Source organism: Sphingopyxis sp. (genome assembly GCF_035250425.1).
Lineage (GTDB): Bacteria > Pseudomonadota > Alphaproteobacteria > Sphingomonadales > Sphingomonadaceae > Sphingopyxis.
The window spans coordinates 1-15,927 of record NZ_DATFFD010000248.1 but is presented as its reverse complement, the minus strand read 5'-3'; the positions used below and the strand labels follow the sequence as shown (position 1 = coordinate 15,927).

Below are 15,927 nucleotides of genomic sequence, written 5' to 3'. Positions count from 1 at the left end.
ACCAGCGTCGGCACGCAGGTGGTGCCGATCTGGCCGACATATTCGGGCTCGGCGCGGATCGCGGCGATGGCCTTCGCATCGGCGGGGTCGGCCGCAAAGGCGCGGAGCGCCGCACCGATCTCACCGCCGACCTGATCGGCGACGATCGGCATACCGACCTTCGTCAGCTCGTTCTGCTGCGGCGCGAAGCGATAGGCGCCGACCCTGGCGAGCGCGTTCGCGAGCTGGACGATCGCATTGCTGCCCGTCGGGCGCGAGCTGTGACCGCCGGGGTTGGTCACTTCGAGCGTGAAGTCGGCATAGGATTTTTCGCCCGCCTGCAGTCCGTAATATTTGGGCTTGCCGTCCTCGCCGATCAGCCCGCCGCCGCCGTCGCCGTTGAGCGCGAATTCGGCGCCCTTGTACTTTGCCGCGAGCGCGCGCGTCGTCATCATCGAGGTTTCCTCGTCGCCCGAGAGTAGCAGGATGATCGCACGTTTCGGTTTGAAGCCCTCTTGCTTCAGCTGCGCCATCGTCGCGACCATCATCGAGACGTCGAATTTGTTGTCCTCCGACCCGCGGCCAAAAATATAGCCTTCCTCCTCGATCGGAACGAAGGGATCGCGCGTCCAGTCCTTGGGATCGGCCGCGACGACGTCCATATGGCCGAGCAGCACGATCGGCTTGCCCTTCCCCGTCCCGGCGAGCGTCGCGGCGAAGGTCGCGGTTTCGCCGATGGGGGTGATCTCGATATCGCTGTCGGCATAACCCGCGGCTTTCAGCACGCTCGCATAATAGGCGGCGAGCTTGGGCACCTGCCCGCGCCCCTCGACCGTCGGGATCGCGATACTGTCCTTCAGGATCTTTTTCGCCGCCTCGGTGCCGGCGGGTTTGGCGTGGACGGGCGCGGCGGCGAGCAGGGCGGCGGCGAGGGCGAGCGGGGCGGTGAGGTTACGCATGGCGACGGACTATGCCGCGTCGGGGCGCCTTCGCAAGGGGGCATCGGCTATCGGGCCGGTCCGTCGTTCAATCGGGCAGGATTTGCGCAAGCACGCATCCGGCGAGACGCGCGGTGGCGAGGAGGCGGGGCAGGTCGTGTCCGTTCCGGGCTTTGGCGGAGAGCCCGGACATCGTCGTGCTGACGAAGCCGGCCACCCGATCGGCGTCTTCCGGATGGCGGGCGGCGATATAATCGCGGATGAACGCTTCGGCGCCGCGGTTGAGCACGCATGCGGCCTCGCGCGCGCCACGGACGGCCCGAAGAGGCAACGTCCGCTCCCCACCCATAGCTGACGCCGCCTTCAAATAAGCCTTTCCTACATTATCCGGCCGTGCCAGCCTTCAGTCGGCTCTTTCATTTGGTGGATAAAAGCGGTCGTTTGCGGGTGCGGCCACGGCGGGGCGTACCGCGCGTGTCCAGCACGCCAGATCCAAAAACGGGCGATGCATAGGGCTGAACTTTCCTGAACTTTGGAATGATTGCGCAGTCCATGTGCCGACCAATTCCGACCCGGGATGACAAAGGAGATAGCGGCGGTTCACCACCCCAAAGCAGTCGTTCCCATCATGCCGCCTTATTCGCCTTTGGCGCCGGGGTTTTCGGCTTGTAGCGGCAAAGATCGATCACCGGGCAGCGCCAGCATTCGGGGGTGCGCGCCTTGCAGATGTAGCGGCCGTGGAGGATCAGCCAGTGATGCGCGCCGACGCGAAACGGCGCCGGTGTGTTCTTTTCCAGCTGTTTTTCGACCGCGAGCACGGTCTTGCCCGGCGCGAGCCCGGTGCGGTTGCCGACGCGGAAGATATGCGTGTCGACCGCGAAGGTCTCCGCCCCGAAGGCGCAATTCATCACGACATTGGCGGTCTTGCGTCCGACGCCCGGCAGTTCGACGAGCGCGTCGCGGTCGGCGGGCACCTGTCCGCCAAAATCGCGGACGAGGATTTCGGAGAGCGCGATGACATTCTTCGCCTTGCCGTTGAACAGCCCGATCGTCTTGATGTGCTGCTTCAGCCCATCCTCGCCGAGGTCGACCATCGCCTGCGGGGTCGTCACCTCCTGAAACAGCTTCCGCGTCGCCTTGTTCACCCCGACGTCGGTCGCCTGCGCCGACAGCACCACCGCGACGAGCAGCTGATAGGTGTTGCCGAACTCCAGCTCGGTCTCGGGACTTGGGTTCAGCTCGGCGAGCCTCCGGTAGAATTCGAAGATGTCGGCCTTCTTCATCGGATCAGTTAAGCCCGAGCACCTGCGGCATCGTATAGCGATCGGGCTTCTGCTGGAGCAGCCACAGCGCCGCGCGAACCGCGCCGCGCGCGAAGATCATCCGGTTTTCGGCGCGGTGCGACAGGGTGATCATTTCCTCGGACCCCGCGAAGATCACGTCATGATCGCCCGCGACCGTCCCGCCGCGCAGGCTCGCAAAACCGATCTTGCCATGCCCGCGCGCGCCGGTGAGGCCGTCGCGGCCGCGTTCGGAGCAGGTGTCGAGATTGATCCCGCGCCCTTGCGCCGCCGCCTGCCCCAGCAACAGCGCGGTGCCGCTCGGCGCATCGACCTTCATCCGGTGGTGCATCTCGACGACCTCGATGTCCCAGTCTGCGCCGAGCCGCGTCGCGGCCTCGCGCACCAGATGCGCGAGCAGCGTGACGCCAAGCGAGGTGTTGCCGGTCTGGAGCACCGCGATGTCCTTCGCGGCATCGTCGATCAGATAATGATGACGCTCCTCGAGCCCGGTCGTCCCGATGACGATCGGCGTTTTCGCGGCGACGCAGGCATCGAGCGTCGCCTCGAGCGCGGCGGGCGAGGAGAAATCGACGAGAACGTCGGCGTCGCTGGCGAGCCTCAGAACATTGCCGCCCCGGTCGACGCCGCAACTGCGCTGTCCCGCTTCGGAGATGGCGGCGGCGAGCGCGATGCCCATCCGCCCTTCGCTGCCGATAATGCCGATGCTCACCATGACTTGTCCCCTAAATTGCCGCTCCCTTTAGCCGCTCGCATCGAGCGAAGTCGAGATGCCCATCGGCATTGCGCTATTTCGATGGGCATCTCGACTTCGCTCGATGCGAGCGGATAGAGAGGGCGTATGAGTGACATCAGCAATATCGTGATCCTGACCGGCGCCGGCGTTTCGGCCGAAAGCGGCATCGACACCTTCCGCGACAGCGGCGGCCTCTGGGAACAGCACCGCGTCGAGGATGTCGCGACCCCCGAGGCGTTCGCGCGCGATCCCGACCTGGTCCTGCGCTTCTACGACATGCGGCGCGAGGCAATCCAGACCAAGGCGCCGAACGCCGCGCACCAGGCGCTCGCGCGGCTCGACGCCGCCTGGCCGGGCGAACTGCTCATCGTCACGCAGAATGTCGACGACCTGCACGAGCGCGCGGGCGCCAAGCGGCTGATCCATATGCACGGCGAGCATCTGAACGCCTGGTGCACCGCGTGCGACGCGCGCGTGCCGTGGGCGCGGCCGTTGCTCGACCGGCCGGCGTGCAGCGCGTGCGGCATCGTCGGCACCTTACGCCCCGACATCGTCTGGTTCGGCGAGATGCCGTACCGGATGGACGAGATCTATCACGCGCTGAACCGCGCCGACCTGTTCGTGTCGATCGGCACATCGGGCGCGGTCTATCCCGCCGCGGGCTTCGTGCGCGAGGCGAGGGCGGCGGGCGCGCGGACGCTCGAGCTCAATATGGAGCCGAGCCAGGGGTCACACTGGTTCGACGAGGCACGGCACGGGCCGGCGACGGCGCTGGTGCCGGCGTGGGTCGAGGAGATGCTGGATTGACTGTGCCCCTGCGAAGGCAGGAGCCCATCACCTCTACTATCGGCCAGGATCTCCGTTTGTTTGGGACGCGCCGTCCGGAGATGGGCTCCTGCCTTCGCAGGGGCGCGGGCTTTATCTGCGCGCGGCGAAGAAATCCCTGAGGAGCCCGGCCGCTTCGCTTTCTCCGATCCCGTCATAGATTTCGGGCCTATGATGGATCGTCGGCTGTGCGAAGGTGCGCGGACCGTGGACGACCGCGCCCCCCTTCGGATCGTCCGCGCCATAATAGAGGCGCGCGATTCGCGCGTGAGCGATCGCGCCCGCGCACATCGCGCAGGGTTCGAGCGTCACATAAAGGTCGCAGCCGTCGAGCCGCTCATTGCCGAGCTTGGCGGCCGCAGCGCGAATCGCGACGATTTCGGCGTGCGCGGTCGGGTCGTGCGATTCGCGCGGGCGGTTGTGGCCTTCGGCGATAATCGCGCCGTCCTTGACGATCACCGCGCCGACGGGCACTTCGCCCCATTCCGCGGCGATGCGGGCCAGATCGAGCGCGCGACGCATCGGTTCGGGGAGCGGAAACTGAGCCATGAAAGCGCCCTATTCGCTTGACGAATCTCCGGCAAGCCGATAAGCGCGCGCCTTTCCCGGCTCACTCCGGTTCTGTATTCCCCGTTTTACGGGAAGTACCCGGACGCCGACCTGAAATTTTTTGACGAGGACGAAGACCATGTCGCGCATCTGCGAACTGACCGGCAAGGGCCGCCAGGTTGGCCACAATGTGAGCCACGCCAACAACAAGACCAAGCGCACCTTCCTGCCCAACCTGCAGAATGTGACGTTGCTGTCGGACGCGCTCGGCAAGGGTGTGAAGCTGCGCGTTTCGACCCATGGTCTGCGCACGGTCGAGCATAATGGCGGTCTCGACAACTGGCTGCTGAAAGCCGGCGACGATCAGCTGTCGACTTCGGCGCGCAAGGTGAAGAAGGAAGTCGCGAAGAAGCTGGCCGAAAAGGCCGCTTAAGCGCTTTCGAATCGCTAAAAGCAATCAGGCCGCCGGGTTACCGCGCGGCCTTTTTGCTGTCCGGCCCCGCTTCCGGCGGCAGGCCCACCAACTCGAATTGCAGCAGCAGGCTGCGTTGCCAGCTGTTGAAATTATCGTCGGCGACGAGCCACAGCCAGGTCCGCCCCTGCTCGACCGAAATCGCCGCGCCTTCATAATTTTCGGCGAGCGGGCCGGGAACGCGGCCGATCGTCCGTGACCGCACGATGGCGTCCTTCTTTATGTCCGCGGGGTCGACGATCGCTACGATCGTTGTGAAAACGGGGTCGAAACCGAGCCGCCGGTGGATAAGCAGGATGCGCCCGTCGGGCAGCGCCGCGGCGTCGCTGACCAGCCCGCGCCCGGCCGAATCATAAAAGAAGCGAATCGGAGACGGCCCCGGGGCGGCCGGGCCGCCGGTGTAGAGCAACGCCTCGCGCCCGCGCGGATCGTCATCGGCGTCCTCCGAAAAGATCACCGTGCGCCCGTCGGCGAGCCGCGTCATCGCCTCCGGCCCACTATTCCTTGGCCAGTGCGGCTCGGGCAATTTGCGGTGCGATTCGATTTGCGACAGGCCGGCGTCGAGACGCCAGACCTGATTGATCACCTCCAGCGCAACCCAGATCCTGCCACTTGCCGCGTCGACGAACATCGCCTCGGTATCGGCGGCCGCCTTGCGCGCCGGCCGCCCATCGATCGTCGGCAGCGCGCGTATCTGGACCGACGCTACCGCGCCGCGCGCATCGAACGTCAGGCGCGTCGCATAACCATTGTCACCGATCAGCAGGAACTGCCCCGGCGCGGTACGGGCGAGCGCCGAAAAGCCGCCGAACCGGCTATGCGGGCTGACGAGATGCCAGCCGCGCACGAACCGCATCGTGCCGCTCGTCGCGGGCGGAAAGACGAGCGCACGCGCGGACGCCGCTTGCGTGAAGTCGTCCTCTGGAAAGCGCATGACGGTGCCGGGCACCGGCCCAACGGCAAGGAAGATTAGGGCAGCGGATAGCAGGCGGCGCATCGCCGCGGGTTAGGGCGGCAGCGTCCGAAAGGGAAGCGGTTCGCCGCAGAAAGCTGAACAATAGCCAACAATGATGTTCAGGCTTGGCTCAATGCGAATCGGGCAGAACCTGTTTCATCGACAAAGCCCCAGTCGGGCCAATGACGACGAAGGAGAACGACAATGAAAAAGATGGTGACCCTCTCGATCGCCGCCCTGATGTCCGCCGCGACGCTGGGCATGGCGGCTCCCGCCGCGGCGCAGAACGGTTATTACGACCGCGATGGCTATTCGAGCTATTACAGCGGTTATGATCGCGACGACCGCCGCTACGATCGTTACGATCGCCGCGACTATCGCCGCGACCGCCGCGATTACCGCAATGATCGCCGCTATTACCGTGGCGACCGCCGCTACTATCGCCAGTGCGACAAGGGCACTGGCGGCACCGTGATCGGTGCGATTGCGGGCGGCCTTGCCGGTCATGAAATCGCCGGCCGCGGCGACCGCACGGTCGGCACGATCATCGGCGGCGCCGTCGGCGCCCTCGCCGGCCGCGCGATCGACAAGGGGAATGACGGCTGCCGTTAAAGGCTGTCCCGACCCCCAATAATTTCCTTCCCTCCTTTGCCCCGTCCGGCCTTTGCCGGACGGGGTTTTCTTTGCGCGGCGAAGGCTCCGGGGGAGGACTTGCCAACATGGCGGGGGAAGCCTAGGTTCGACCTCAAGTGCACGCCCGCGTTTTTGCGGGCGCGTGAGCAGAACAGGTTACAATAGCCATGCGGCAAATGGCAGCGCCATCGGGGCGACCGCCGCGGCCCGGCCCGGCGGTAAAAGGACGAAGCAAGGCAGACGGCGGTGAGCGCCCGATGCCGATCACGCGGCCGCGCAGCTATGCCGCGATCGACCTTGGCACCAACAATTGCCGGCTTTTGATCGCGCGCCCGCAAAATGGCGAGCTCGTCGTCATCGACGCTTTTTCGCGCATCGTCCGTCTGGGCGAAGGCCTGCACGGCAGCGGGCGGATCAGCGACGCCGCGATGGACCGCACCGTCGCCGCGCTGTCGATCTGCGCCGACAAGCTGCGCCGCCGCCACGTTTCGCTGTCGCGCGCGGTCGCGACCGAAGCCTGCCGCCGCGCGACCAATGGCGAGGAACTGGCCGAGCGCGTCCGCCGCGAAACGGGTATCGTCCTCGACATCATCTCGGCCGCCGAAGAGGCGCGGCTCGCCGTCCTCGGCTGCCACAATCTGATGGAGCCCGGCGAGGGGCCGGCGCTGATCTTCGATATCGGCGGCGGCTCGACCGAGTTGATGCACGTCGACGTGTCGGACCATGACGTCAAAATCCACGACTGGATCAGCGTGCCATGGGGCGTCGTCTCGCTGACCGAGCATGCGCCGCTTCCCGAAGACAGCCTCGCCGGGCGCCAGGCCGCCTATGCGCATATGCGCGAAGTGACGCGCACCGCCTTTGCCGCCTTTGCCGGGCGCGCCGAACGCTTTGCGGGTCAGAAGCTGCGCCTGCTCGGCACCAGCGGCACCGTGACGACGCTCGCCAGCGTCTTCCTCGACCTGCCGCGATACGACCGGCGCGCGGTCGACGGGCTGGTCGTCCCGTCGGACGCGATGCGCGACATCAGCCGCCGCCTTGCCGACGCGAGCATCGCCGATCGCGCAGAAATCGCGTGCATCGGCCGCGAGCGCGCCGACCTGGTCGTCGCGGGCTGCGCGATCCTCGAGAGCATCATCGACCTGTGGCCCGCCGTGCGCGTCGGGGTCGCCGACCGCGGCATCCGCGAGGGCATCTTGCGCACGCTGGCGATGCAGGGCCGCGACATCCCCGTCACCCGCCGCGAATATCGCAAATGAGCGGAGCAAGCGGGAAAGGCGGCGGCGCCAAAGGATCGGGGGGCCGCGGCGGCCTGCATGTGCGCGTCAAAACCGCGCGCAAGCGCAGCGTCTCGTCGACGCGCTGGCTGCAACGGCAATTGAACGACCCCTATGTGCGCCGCGCGCAGGCCGAGGGTTATCGTTCGCGCGCCGCGTACAAGCTGATCGAACTCGACGAGAAATTCGGCTTCATCAAGAAAGCGCGCGCGGTCGTCGACCTTGGCATCACGCCGGGCGGCTGGTCGCAGGTCGTGCGCAAGGCGAACCCGCGCGCGCGCGTCGCGGGGATCGACCTGCTGCACTGCGAACCGATCGAAGGCGTCGCAATCCTCGAGATGGATTTCATGGACGATGCGGCCCCCGACGCGCTGATCGAAGCGCTGGGCAGCGCCCCCGACCTTGTCATTTCGGACATGGCGGCGAACACCGTCGGCCATCAACAGACCGACCATCTGCGCACGATCGGCCTCGCCGAAACCGCCGCCGATTTCGCGGTGCAGAATTTGCTGCCCGGCGGCGCCTTCGTTGCCAAGGTGTTTGCAGGCGGCGCCGACCACGCGCTGCTGACTTTACTAAAGCGTCACTTTTCAACGGTAAAACACGCCAAACCGCCGGCGAGCCGTAAAGGGTCGCCCGAGCTTTATGTCATCGCCCAAGGCTTCAAGGGCCGGAGCAAGGACGCGGAATAAACAGTGTAATGGGTCGAACCGGGGGAGAATTTTGATGGCCGAGTCGGGGCAGTCGGTCGCGGCTGTGACGCTCGCCGCGCTGATGCTGGCATCGTGCGGCGGCGGGGGCGGTTCAAGCACCGCCGGAAGCGGCGGTCCAGTCACCGTCACCCCGACACCAAGCCCCACACCTACCCCGACCGCCAATTGTGCGCTGGCGTCGCGCCAGGCTTTTGCGAAAGCGGTGATCGACGAATGGTATCTGTTCCCCAGCGACGTCGCGAACGTCAGCGCGGCGAGCCACAACGATGTCCAATCCTATATCGACGCGCTCGTCGCCCCGGCGCGCGCGCTGAACAAGGATCGCTTCTTCACCTACATCACCTCGATCGCCGAGGAGAACGCCTTCTACGCCAGCGGATCGAGCGCGGGTTTCGGCGTCCGCATGAGCTATGATGCGGCGGGTCAGCGCATCCTCATCGCCGAAGCTTATGAGAGCGCGCCGGCGTTTGCCGCGGGGATCGATCGCGGCACGGCGATCGTCGCCATCGGCACGAACAGCGGCAATTTGCGCACCGTGGCAAGCATCGTCGCCGCCGAAGGGACCGCGGGCCTCACCAACGCGCTCGGCCCGAACGACCCCGGGGTCAGCCGTGTCCTGCGCATCACCGACACGGCCGGTACGCGCGACGTCACGGTCGCCAAGGCCGATTATTCGCTCGATCCGGTTTCGGACCGCTATGGCGCAAAGATCATCACCGAGGGCGGCCGCAGCTACGGCTATCTGAACCTGCGCACTTTCATCACGTCGGCGAACGACCAGTTGAAGGCGGCCTTTGCCGATTTCGGCGCGCGCGGCGTGACCGACATCATCATCGATTTCCGCTATAATGGCGGCGGCCTTGTTTCGACCGCCAATCTGATGGGCGATCTGATGGGTGCCAATCGCGCCGGACAGATTTTCTCGCAGACCCGTTTCCGCCCCAGCAAGTCCGCCGAGAATGAAGAACATCGCTTCACGCCGGTAAGCCAGTCGATCGCGCCGACGCGCATCGCCTTTATCGGCACCGGGTCGACCGCATCGGCGAGCGAACTCGTGATCAATTCGATGCTGCCCCATCTCGGCACCAATATGACGCTCGTCGGAGGCAACACCTATGGCAAGCCGGTCGGCCAGATCGCGCTCGACAAGGCCGAATGCGACGACCGCATGCGCGTGGTCGCCTTTGCAACGGCCAATTCGACCGGCGCGGGCGACTATTATGACGGGCTCGCCCCGAAAATCACGAACAGCTGCGCCGCGGGCGACGATCTGACCGTCCCGCTCGGCGATCCGCGCGAGGCATCGATCCGCGCCGCGATCGGCTTCCTGTCGGGCACCGCCTGTACCACGCAGATCGCCGACGCCAGCGCGGGGGCGGCGGCGCGCAGCGGCCGGTCGGCGGCGTTGGCGCGGCCCGAAATGCTCACCCCCGAGCGGCCGAGCGCGGCGCAGCGCGAACTGCCCGGGCTGTTCTGATCGACCCCCTGCTGCGTCGCAGCAATTGACCGCGGCCCGAAAAAGAGGCTAACGGCCGCCGCAAGCGACAGGTTCCCCGGCGACGGGGACTAAGAGGGAACGGGAAAACCCCGGCTGCCCCTGCAACTGTACGCGGTGAGCCATCGGCCACTTGCCATTGGGATTCCGGTCCCGAGAAGGCGGCCGACCGGCGCTGACCCGCAAGCCAGGAGACCTGCCCGTCGCCGTCGTCTTTCGTGCGGACAGGGTGTGCCGGGCGGACGGGGGTGAACCCGCATGACGACAAGCTTGGCTGCGCATGCGCGCGGGCGATGTCGTGCGTCCTTGGGACAACCGCATCGACCGTGCGCGTGGGCGGCATTGTCGAGGGTTATCCTATGTTCGAAGTGATTTTCCGAAGTTCGATCTGCCTTGCCGCCGCCGCGGCATCCTCCGCTGCGTTCGCCGACGAGGCGTCGACCGCACACGCCATCGCCGCCGACGGCGACAGCATCATCGTAACCGCGACGCGCGCGCCGCTAGCGCTCGACGAAGTGCCCGCCTCGATCGCCGTGCTCGACAAGGAAGCGATCGACCGCGCGCAGGACATCGGCGTCACCGAACTCCTGCTCCGCACGCCGGGGATCAGCATCGCACGCAACGGCGGCTATGGCACCTCGACCTCGCTGCGCATCCGCGGCGCCGAATCCGAGCATAGCGTCGTCGTGATCGACGGGGTGAAGCTCAACGATCCGTCGTCGACCGGCGGCGGTTTCAACTTCGCCAATCTGCTGGCCGGCGACATCGACCGGATCGAGGTGCTGCGCGGGCCGCAGTCGATCCTGTGGGGCAGCCAGGCGATCGGCGGCGTCGTCAACATCGTCACTGCCGCGCCCGAGAAGAGCCTCGAAGGCAGCTTCGACCTTGAGGCGGGGTCGCGCGAGACCGTCAGCGCGCGCGCCGCGATCGGCGGCCGCACGGGCTCCTTGAGCTGGCGCCTCGGCGGCCAGCGCTTCACCACCGACGGCATTTCGTCGCACGCCAAGGCGTTCGGCGGGGTCGAGCGCGACGGCTATCGCAACACCAATGTTTCGGGCCGCGCCGAGCTGGCGCTCGCCGACAATATCAGCGCCGAGGTGCGCGGCACTTATTCGAGCGGCCGCGTCGAATTCGACGGCTTCAACACCGACAGCAACGATTATGGGCAGAACAAGGAATTCGTCGGCTATGCGGGGCTCAACTTCGACCTCGCCGGCGGACGCTTTCGCAATCGTCTCGCTTTTGCCTACACCGACACCAATCGCGACAATTTCAACCCCGATCGCGCGCGTCCGCGCAGTTTCGAGGCCGACGGCAAGAACAAACGGTGGGAATATCAGGGCAGCTTCGACTTTACCGATCGCATCACCGCGATCTTCGGGGTCGAGAATGAGCGCTCGGACTTCCGCAGCCGTTCGCCCTCCGCGTCGCTCGCGACCCCGATCCCGGCTTTTGTACGAGGCAAGGCGGAACTGACGAGCGCCTATGGCCAGCTCAGTGTCGAACCCTTGGACGGGCTGACATTGAATGGCGGCGTCCGTTACGACGATCACGACCGCGACGGCGGACAGACGCTCTTCGCCGCGGGTGGCGTCTGGCGCCTCGCCACCGGCACCGTGCTGCGTGCAAGCTATGGCGAGGGCTTCAAGGCGCCGTCGCTCTATCAGCTGTTCAGCGAATATGGGAATATCGGCCTCGATCCCGAAGAAGCGCATGGCTGGGAGGCGGGGATCGAGCAGCATCTACTGGGCCGCAAGCTCGTCGTCGGCGCGGCATGGTTCGACCGCACGACGGTGAACCAGATCATCTTCAACAGCTGTTCGGGCACCTCGATCAATCCGATGTGCTCTGTGCCGGGCAATCCGGCGACGCGCCGCTTCGGCTATTATTCGAACGTCGCGCGCAGCGAGGCGCATGGCGTCGAAACCACCGCCGCGCTGACGCTCGGCGGGCTGAAGCTGGACGGCAATTATAGCTGGATCGTCGCCGAGGACCGCTCGGCGGGCACCGCCAATTTCGGCAAATGGCTGCCGCGCCGCCCGCGCAATACTGCCAATGCATCGGCGAGCTATGCCTTCGGCTTCGGGCTCGAACTCGGCGCGGCGGTGCGCTGGTCGGGCAAGAGCTATGACAATGCGGGCAACACAACGCGGCTCGACGATTATACGCTCGTCGACCTGCGCGCCGAATATGCGCTGTCGGGCGCGGTGAAGCTGTTCGCGCGCGCCGAGAATATCTTCGACGAGCAATATATGACGGCATTCCGTTACGGCTCGCTCGGCCGCAGCATCTACGCCGGTATCCGGGGGCGCTTCTGATGGCCGCGCTGTCGCAGCGCGGCGCGTCGGCGCTCTCGGTCTCGCTGCTCATGGCGGCGAGGGTTCCGGTATTGCAGACCACCACGGCCGCCCGATGCTGACACGCGTCGACCCGGGGCCTGCGGTGGTAGTGTGCAACAGCTGCCGGTACAGCCGCGAGTCCCGGGACGACGCGACAGGCGAACGCGGCGGTGCCCGGCTCGTCGAGGCGCTGAAGCGTCTCAAGGAACAGGATTCGCGCTACGCCGGCATCGCGATGCAGGAAATGGCCTGCTTTTTCGCGTGCCAGGATCATTGCACCGTCCATCTGCGCGCGCCCGGCAAGGTCGGCTATGTTCTCGGCCGGTTTCAAGGCGATATGGAATCGGCGCGAGCCATCCTCGATTATGCGGTCCATTATGCCGCGAGCGAGCATGGCCGCGTCCCCTTTTCTCTTTGGCCCGAAGGCGTCAAAGGACATTTCATCACCCGCACCCCACCGCCAGGATTTGTCGCCGAATGACCAGCTTTGCTTCCGTTCAGGCCTTCGCGGCCGCACTCGCCGACCTGCGCGAGCCCGACCGCAATGCCGAAGCCGATGCGCGGGTGCGGCAGGCCGAACTCACCAAACCCGCCGGATCGCTGGGGCGGCTCGAGAATCTGGCGATCTTCCTCGCCGGCTGGCAGGGCAGTGCACGACCGAGAATAGGCCGCGCGCGCGCCGCCATTTTTGCCGGCAATCATGGCGTCACTGTCCACGGCATCAGCGCTTTCCCGTCCAGCGTCACCGCGCAGATGGTCGCCAATTTCGCGAACGGGGGTGCGGCGATCAACGCGCTGGCGGGCGCGGCCGGGCTTGAACTCGCCGTCGTTGCGCTCGACCTCGACCGGCCGACCGCCGATTTCACCGTCGATGCGGCGATGAGCGAGGCCGAATGCCTCGACGCACTGAACCGCGGCGCGGCCGCGGTCGACGCCGATCTCGATCTGATCGTCCTCGGCGAAATGGGGATCGGCAATTCGACCGCCGCCGCCGCGCTGTGCGCGCGCAGCTTCGCCGGCGGTGTGGCCGGATGGGTCGGCCCCGGCACCGGCGTCGATGGCCACGGCGTTGCGCGCAAGGCCGAAGTCGTCGAACGCGCGCTCGCCTTTCACATCGATGCACCGCGTTCGGCGTTCGAGACGCTGCGCCGCGTCGGCGGGCGCGAGATTGCGGCGATCGCGGGCGCGATCCTGCGCGCACGCCAGCTTGGCGTGCCCGTGCTGCTCGATGGCTTCATCTGTTCTTCGGCAATCGCCCCGCTCGCGGCCGAGAATCCCGCAATCGCGGACCATTGCATCGCGGGCCATTGCTCGGCGGAGCCGGGACACAAGCGCCTGCTTGCGCTGCTCGGGCTCGATCCGTTGCTGTCGCTCGACATGCGGCTGGGCGAAGGCAGCGGCGCGGCGGTCGCGGCGAACATCATCCGCAGCGCGCTCGCCGCGCACGACCGGATGGCGACCTTTGCCGAGGCACAGGTTTCGGCGTCGCTGTGACCGGCTTCGCGCTCCATCTGCTGCGCCACGGCGCCCCCGAAACGCCGGGATTGCTGATGGGCCGCACCGATGGCGCGCCAATCACCGAGGGCATCGCCGCTTGCGTGGCGCAGGCCGAAACCCTTGGCATCGAACGCCTGATCGCGTCCGGCCTTCACCGCAGCCGCGCGGCGGGCGAAGCGATCGGCGCGGCGCTGGGCGTACCGCTGATCATCGATCCGCGCTGGCGCGAACTCGATTTCGGCGACTGGGACGGCAAGGCGGCAAGCGCCATCGATCGCGACGCACTCGGCCGTTTCTGGGACGATCCCGATGCCTGTCCGCCGCCCGGCGGCGAGCGCTGGTCGGCGCTGGTAGCGCGCGTATCGGCCGCCATCGCCGACCTGACCCCCGTCCCGACGCTCGTCGTCACCCACGGCGGCGCAATGCGCGCGGCGCTCCATAGCCTCTGCGGTTTCGACCAATGCCAGCTCTGGGCGTTCGATCTGCCCTATGCCGCGCGGCTCTCGCTCCGCACCTGGCCGGGCGCACAACCGAGCGCGCAGGTCGCGGGGCTTTATCCATGAAGGGGCTCATCGTCGCGATCCAGTTCCTGACCCGCTTGCCGGCCCCGCGCATTTCGGTGTCGGGCGACGAATTCGCGGCGTCGATGCGCTGGTTCCCCGCCGTCGGGCTGATCGTCGGCGCCCTCGTCGCCGGCGCGGGCTGGGCGGGCGCGCGAATCGACCCGTGGACCGGCGCGCTCGCCGCGCTGATCCTGTGGGTCGCGGTCACCGGCGCGCTGCATCTCGACGGGCTCGGCGATATCGCCGACGCGAGCGGGGCGGCGCACAAGGCCCGCGGACGGCTGCCCGCCGACGAGGCCCGCGGACGGTTGCTCGCGGTGCTCGGCGACCCGCATGTCGGCAGCTTCGCGGTGGTGGCGATCGCGCTGCAATTGATTGCCAAGCTGGTGCTGCTCCATGCATTGCTCGACCGCCAGCTGTTCGCCGCGATCGCGCTGATCCCATTCGCCGCGCGGATCGGCCCGCTCGCATGGTCGCGCGCCCTGCCCGACCTGCACGCCGGGCTCGGCTCGCGTTTCCGCACTGCGGTGCGCCCGGCTGACTTCCTGATCTGGGGCTTGACCCTCATCGCCGCCGCGTGGGCGTCGCCCTCGCTGCTGATCGCGCCGCTGGTCTTCTTTTCTTGGGGCTGGTGGCTGCTGCACAAGATCGGCGGAATTTCGGGCGACGGGCACGGCGCGGGGATCGAGATCGGAGAAACCATGCTGCTTGGCGCGGCGGTGCTGTTGGCGCATCTGGCATGAGTGTCCCCTGGACGTGGCACGGCGGCGGAATCGAAGCTGCAAAACGTCATTTCGGCGGCGACGGCTGGATCGACCTGTCGACCGGAATCAATCCGCACCCATGGCCCGGCGCCGCCGCGCTGGCATTTGACTGGCAGCGCCTGCCCGATGCAGGAGCCCTCGCGCGGCTCGAAGCCGTCGCCGCCGCTTATTTAGGGGTCGATGCCCGCCATCTCTGCGCGGTGCCGGGGACCGAAGCCGGCCTGCGCCTGACCGGCGCGCTGATCGGCGGCCCGGCGCGCCATGTCGCCCCCGGTTATCGCACCCATGGCGAAATGATCGCAGGCAGCCTTGCCATCAAAGCGGACGAGGCCGCGCATTGGGGCGGCACACTGGTCGTCGCCAATCCCAACAACCCCGACGGGCGAACGATCGGCGCCGATGCAATGCGCGCCTTGCTCGATCGTCGCCGCGACGGCGGCTGGCTGCTGGTCGACGAAGCCTTTGCCGATCCCGATCCGACCACGAGCGTCGCGCCACTGGTCGATGACGACCAAAGGCTAATCGTCTTCCGCTCCTTCGGAAAATTCTTCGGCCTTGCGGGCGTCCGGCTCGGCTTCGTCGTCGCACCGAAGACCATCGTCGCGGCGCTGCGCGAACGGCTCGGCGCATGGCCGCTGTCGGCGGCGGCGATCATGATCGGAACCGCTGCCTATGCCGATCGCGACTGGATCGCCGCCGCACGGCAACAGCTTACGGATGAAGCCGCCGCACTCGACGCGATGCTGGCTGGTCGAGGTTTCCAGCCCATCGGCGCCTGTCCGCTATTTCGCCTGATCGAGGTTAACTATGCGCAGGCGCTGTTCGAGCATCTTGCCCGGCGCGCGATCCTGACGCGCCCCTTCGCTGACCAGCCGCGCTGGCTGCGGATCG

The 15,927-nt window shown here is 66.9% G+C and carries 18 protein-coding genes and 1 riboswitch; of the genes, 12 read left to right on the top strand and 6 right to left on the bottom strand.

The window, feature by feature from the left end; all coding sequences use genetic code 11:
- From VJ811_RS15185 to dapB, 4 genes are all read right to left on the bottom strand, one after another.
- A partial coding sequence (locus VJ811_RS15185) for a M20/M25/M40 family metallo-hydrolase (RefSeq protein WP_324073838.1) occupies positions 1 to 938 on the bottom strand: 938 nt, incomplete at its 3' end.
- Between the two features lie 67 nt (positions 939 to 1,005).
- Complete coding sequence (locus VJ811_RS15180; RefSeq protein WP_324073836.1) at positions 1,006 to 1,206, bottom strand: hypothetical protein; 201 nt, start codon at positions 1,204 to 1,206, stop codon at positions 1,006 to 1,008.
- A 337-nt stretch (positions 1,207 to 1,543) separates the two neighbouring features.
- A complete protein-coding gene (gene nth, locus VJ811_RS15175; protein WP_324073835.1) occupies positions 1,544 to 2,200 on the bottom strand; it encodes an endonuclease III in 657 nt (218 codons plus the stop codon).
- 4 nt (positions 2,201 to 2,204) lie between these two features.
- On the bottom strand, positions 2,205 to 2,933 hold the full coding sequence (gene dapB, locus VJ811_RS15170) for a 4-hydroxy-tetrahydrodipicolinate reductase (RefSeq protein WP_324073833.1): 729 nt from the start codon (positions 2,931 to 2,933) through the stop codon (positions 2,205 to 2,207).
- Positions 2,934 to 3,059: 126 nt separating this feature from the next.
- On the opposite strand from dapB, the gene VJ811_RS15165 reads away from it, so the two are divergent.
- On the top strand, positions 3,060 to 3,761 hold the full coding sequence (locus VJ811_RS15165) for an NAD-dependent deacylase (protein ID WP_324073831.1): 702 nt from the start codon (positions 3,060 to 3,062) through the stop codon (positions 3,759 to 3,761).
- A gap of 111 nt (positions 3,762 to 3,872) precedes the next feature.
- Here VJ811_RS15165 and tadA read toward each other — a convergent pair whose 3' ends face one another.
- A complete protein-coding gene (gene tadA, locus VJ811_RS15160) occupies positions 3,873 to 4,328 on the bottom strand; it encodes a tRNA adenosine(34) deaminase TadA (RefSeq protein WP_324073829.1) in 456 nt (151 codons plus the stop codon).
- 139 nt (positions 4,329 to 4,467) lie between these two features.
- On the opposite strand from tadA, the gene rpmB reads away from it, so the two are divergent.
- The gene (rpmB, locus tag VJ811_RS15155) at positions 4,468 to 4,761 is read left to right on the top strand and encodes a 50S ribosomal protein L28 (RefSeq protein ID WP_037517097.1); all 294 of its coding nucleotides are present in this window, start codon (positions 4,468 to 4,470) and stop codon (positions 4,759 to 4,761) included.
- A 37-nt stretch (positions 4,762 to 4,798) separates the two neighbouring features.
- Here the strand turns inward: rpmB and VJ811_RS15150 are convergent, their stop codons facing one another.
- Positions 4,799 to 5,797 carry an esterase-like activity of phytase family protein gene (locus tag VJ811_RS15150; RefSeq protein ID WP_324073827.1) on the bottom strand — a complete coding sequence of 333 codons (999 nt, stop codon included), beginning with the start codon at positions 5,795 to 5,797 and terminating at the stop codon, positions 4,799 to 4,801.
- Between the two features lie 162 nt (positions 5,798 to 5,959).
- Between VJ811_RS15150 and VJ811_RS15145 the strand changes: the two genes are divergently transcribed.
- From VJ811_RS15145 to VJ811_RS15100, 10 genes are all read left to right on the top strand, one after another.
- The gene (locus VJ811_RS15145) at positions 5,960 to 6,367 is read left to right on the top strand and encodes a glycine zipper 2TM domain-containing protein (protein ID WP_324073826.1); all 408 of its coding nucleotides are present in this window, start codon (positions 5,960 to 5,962) and stop codon (positions 6,365 to 6,367) included.
- Positions 6,368 to 6,555: 188 nt separating this feature from the next.
- On the top strand, positions 6,556 to 7,647 hold the full coding sequence (locus VJ811_RS15140; RefSeq protein ID WP_414711956.1) for a Ppx/GppA family phosphatase: 1,092 nt from the start codon (positions 6,556 to 6,558) through the stop codon (positions 7,645 to 7,647).
- Positions 7,644 to 8,357, top strand: a complete 714-nt coding sequence (locus VJ811_RS15135; RefSeq protein ID WP_324073822.1) for an RlmE family RNA methyltransferase — start codon at positions 7,644 to 7,646, stop codon at positions 8,355 to 8,357. Before VJ811_RS15140 ends, VJ811_RS15135 begins: the two co-directional genes overlap by 4 nt.
- A gap of 34 nt (positions 8,358 to 8,391) precedes the next feature.
- Positions 8,392 to 9,855: a S41 family peptidase gene (locus tag VJ811_RS15130; protein WP_324073821.1), complete on the top strand. Its 1,464-nt coding sequence runs from the start codon at positions 8,392 to 8,394 to the stop codon at positions 9,853 to 9,855.
- Positions 9,856 to 9,907: 52 nt separating this feature from the next.
- Positions 9,908 to 10,091: riboswitch (cobalamin riboswitch) on the top strand.
- Between the two features lie 141 nt (positions 10,092 to 10,232).
- Entirely contained in the window at positions 10,233 to 12,191 is a 1,959-nt protein-coding gene (locus tag VJ811_RS15125; RefSeq protein ID WP_414711957.1) for a TonB-dependent receptor plug domain-containing protein, read from the top strand.
- Positions 12,192 to 12,285: 94 nt separating this feature from the next.
- The gene (locus tag VJ811_RS15120) at positions 12,286 to 12,693 is read left to right on the top strand and encodes a DUF1636 domain-containing protein (RefSeq protein WP_324073816.1); all 408 of its coding nucleotides are present in this window, start codon (positions 12,286 to 12,288) and stop codon (positions 12,691 to 12,693) included.
- Entirely contained in the window at positions 12,690 to 13,706 is a 1,017-nt protein-coding gene (gene cobT, locus VJ811_RS15115) for a nicotinate-nucleotide--dimethylbenzimidazole phosphoribosyltransferase (protein WP_324073812.1), read from the top strand. The genes VJ811_RS15120 and cobT overlap by 4 nt, the downstream gene beginning before the upstream one ends.
- A complete protein-coding gene (locus tag VJ811_RS15110) occupies positions 13,703 to 14,272 on the top strand; it encodes a histidine phosphatase family protein (protein WP_324073810.1) in 570 nt (189 codons plus the stop codon). Before cobT ends, VJ811_RS15110 begins: the two co-directional genes overlap by 4 nt.
- The gene (locus VJ811_RS15105) at positions 14,269 to 15,015 is read left to right on the top strand and encodes an adenosylcobinamide-GDP ribazoletransferase (RefSeq protein WP_324073807.1); all 747 of its coding nucleotides are present in this window, start codon (positions 14,269 to 14,271) and stop codon (positions 15,013 to 15,015) included. The genes VJ811_RS15110 and VJ811_RS15105 overlap by 4 nt, the downstream gene beginning before the upstream one ends.
- Positions 15,012 to 15,927 (top strand): threonine-phosphate decarboxylase (locus tag VJ811_RS15100; protein WP_324073805.1); only part of this gene is annotated, 916 nt, incomplete at its 3' end. The genes VJ811_RS15105 and VJ811_RS15100, both read left to right, overlap by 4 nt.

What these genes read in the sequence shown, in the direction of transcription:
- nth (WP_324073835.1), bottom strand. Translation starts at nt 2,200, where the DNA reads ATGAAGAAGGCCGACATCTTCGAATTCTACCGGAGGCTCGCCGAGCTG.
- dapB (WP_324073833.1), bottom strand. Translation starts at nt 2,933, where the DNA reads ATGGTGAGCATCGGCATTATCGGCAGCGAAGGGCGGATGGGCATCGCG.
- VJ811_RS15165 (WP_324073831.1), top strand. Translation starts at nt 3,060, where the DNA reads ATGAGTGACATCAGCAATATCGTGATCCTGACCGGCGCCGGCGTTTCG.
- tadA (WP_324073829.1), bottom strand. Translation starts at nt 4,328, where the DNA reads ATGGCTCAGTTTCCGCTCCCCGAACCGATGCGTCGCGCGCTCGATCTG.
- rpmB (WP_037517097.1), top strand. Translation starts at nt 4,468, where the DNA reads ATGTCGCGCATCTGCGAACTGACCGGCAAGGGCCGCCAGGTTGGCCAC.
- VJ811_RS15150 (WP_324073827.1), bottom strand. Translation starts at nt 5,797, where the DNA reads ATGCGCCGCCTGCTATCCGCTGCCCTAATCTTCCTTGCCGTTGGGCCG.
- VJ811_RS15145 (WP_324073826.1), top strand. Translation starts at nt 5,960, where the DNA reads ATGAAAAAGATGGTGACCCTCTCGATCGCCGCCCTGATGTCCGCCGCG.
- VJ811_RS15140 (WP_414711956.1), top strand. Translation starts at nt 6,556, where the DNA reads ATGCGGCAAATGGCAGCGCCATCGGGGCGACCGCCGCGGCCCGGCCCG.
- VJ811_RS15135 (WP_324073822.1), top strand. Translation starts at nt 7,644, where the DNA reads ATGAGCGGAGCAAGCGGGAAAGGCGGCGGCGCCAAAGGATCGGGGGGC.
- VJ811_RS15130 (WP_324073821.1), top strand. Translation starts at nt 8,392, where the DNA reads ATGGCCGAGTCGGGGCAGTCGGTCGCGGCTGTGACGCTCGCCGCGCTG.
- VJ811_RS15125 (WP_414711957.1), top strand. Translation starts at nt 10,233, where the DNA reads ATGTTCGAAGTGATTTTCCGAAGTTCGATCTGCCTTGCCGCCGCCGCG.
- VJ811_RS15120 (WP_324073816.1), top strand. Translation starts at nt 12,286, where the DNA reads ATGCTGACACGCGTCGACCCGGGGCCTGCGGTGGTAGTGTGCAACAGC.
- cobT (WP_324073812.1), top strand. Translation starts at nt 12,690, where the DNA reads ATGACCAGCTTTGCTTCCGTTCAGGCCTTCGCGGCCGCACTCGCCGAC.
- VJ811_RS15105 (WP_324073807.1), top strand. Translation starts at nt 14,269, where the DNA reads ATGAAGGGGCTCATCGTCGCGATCCAGTTCCTGACCCGCTTGCCGGCC.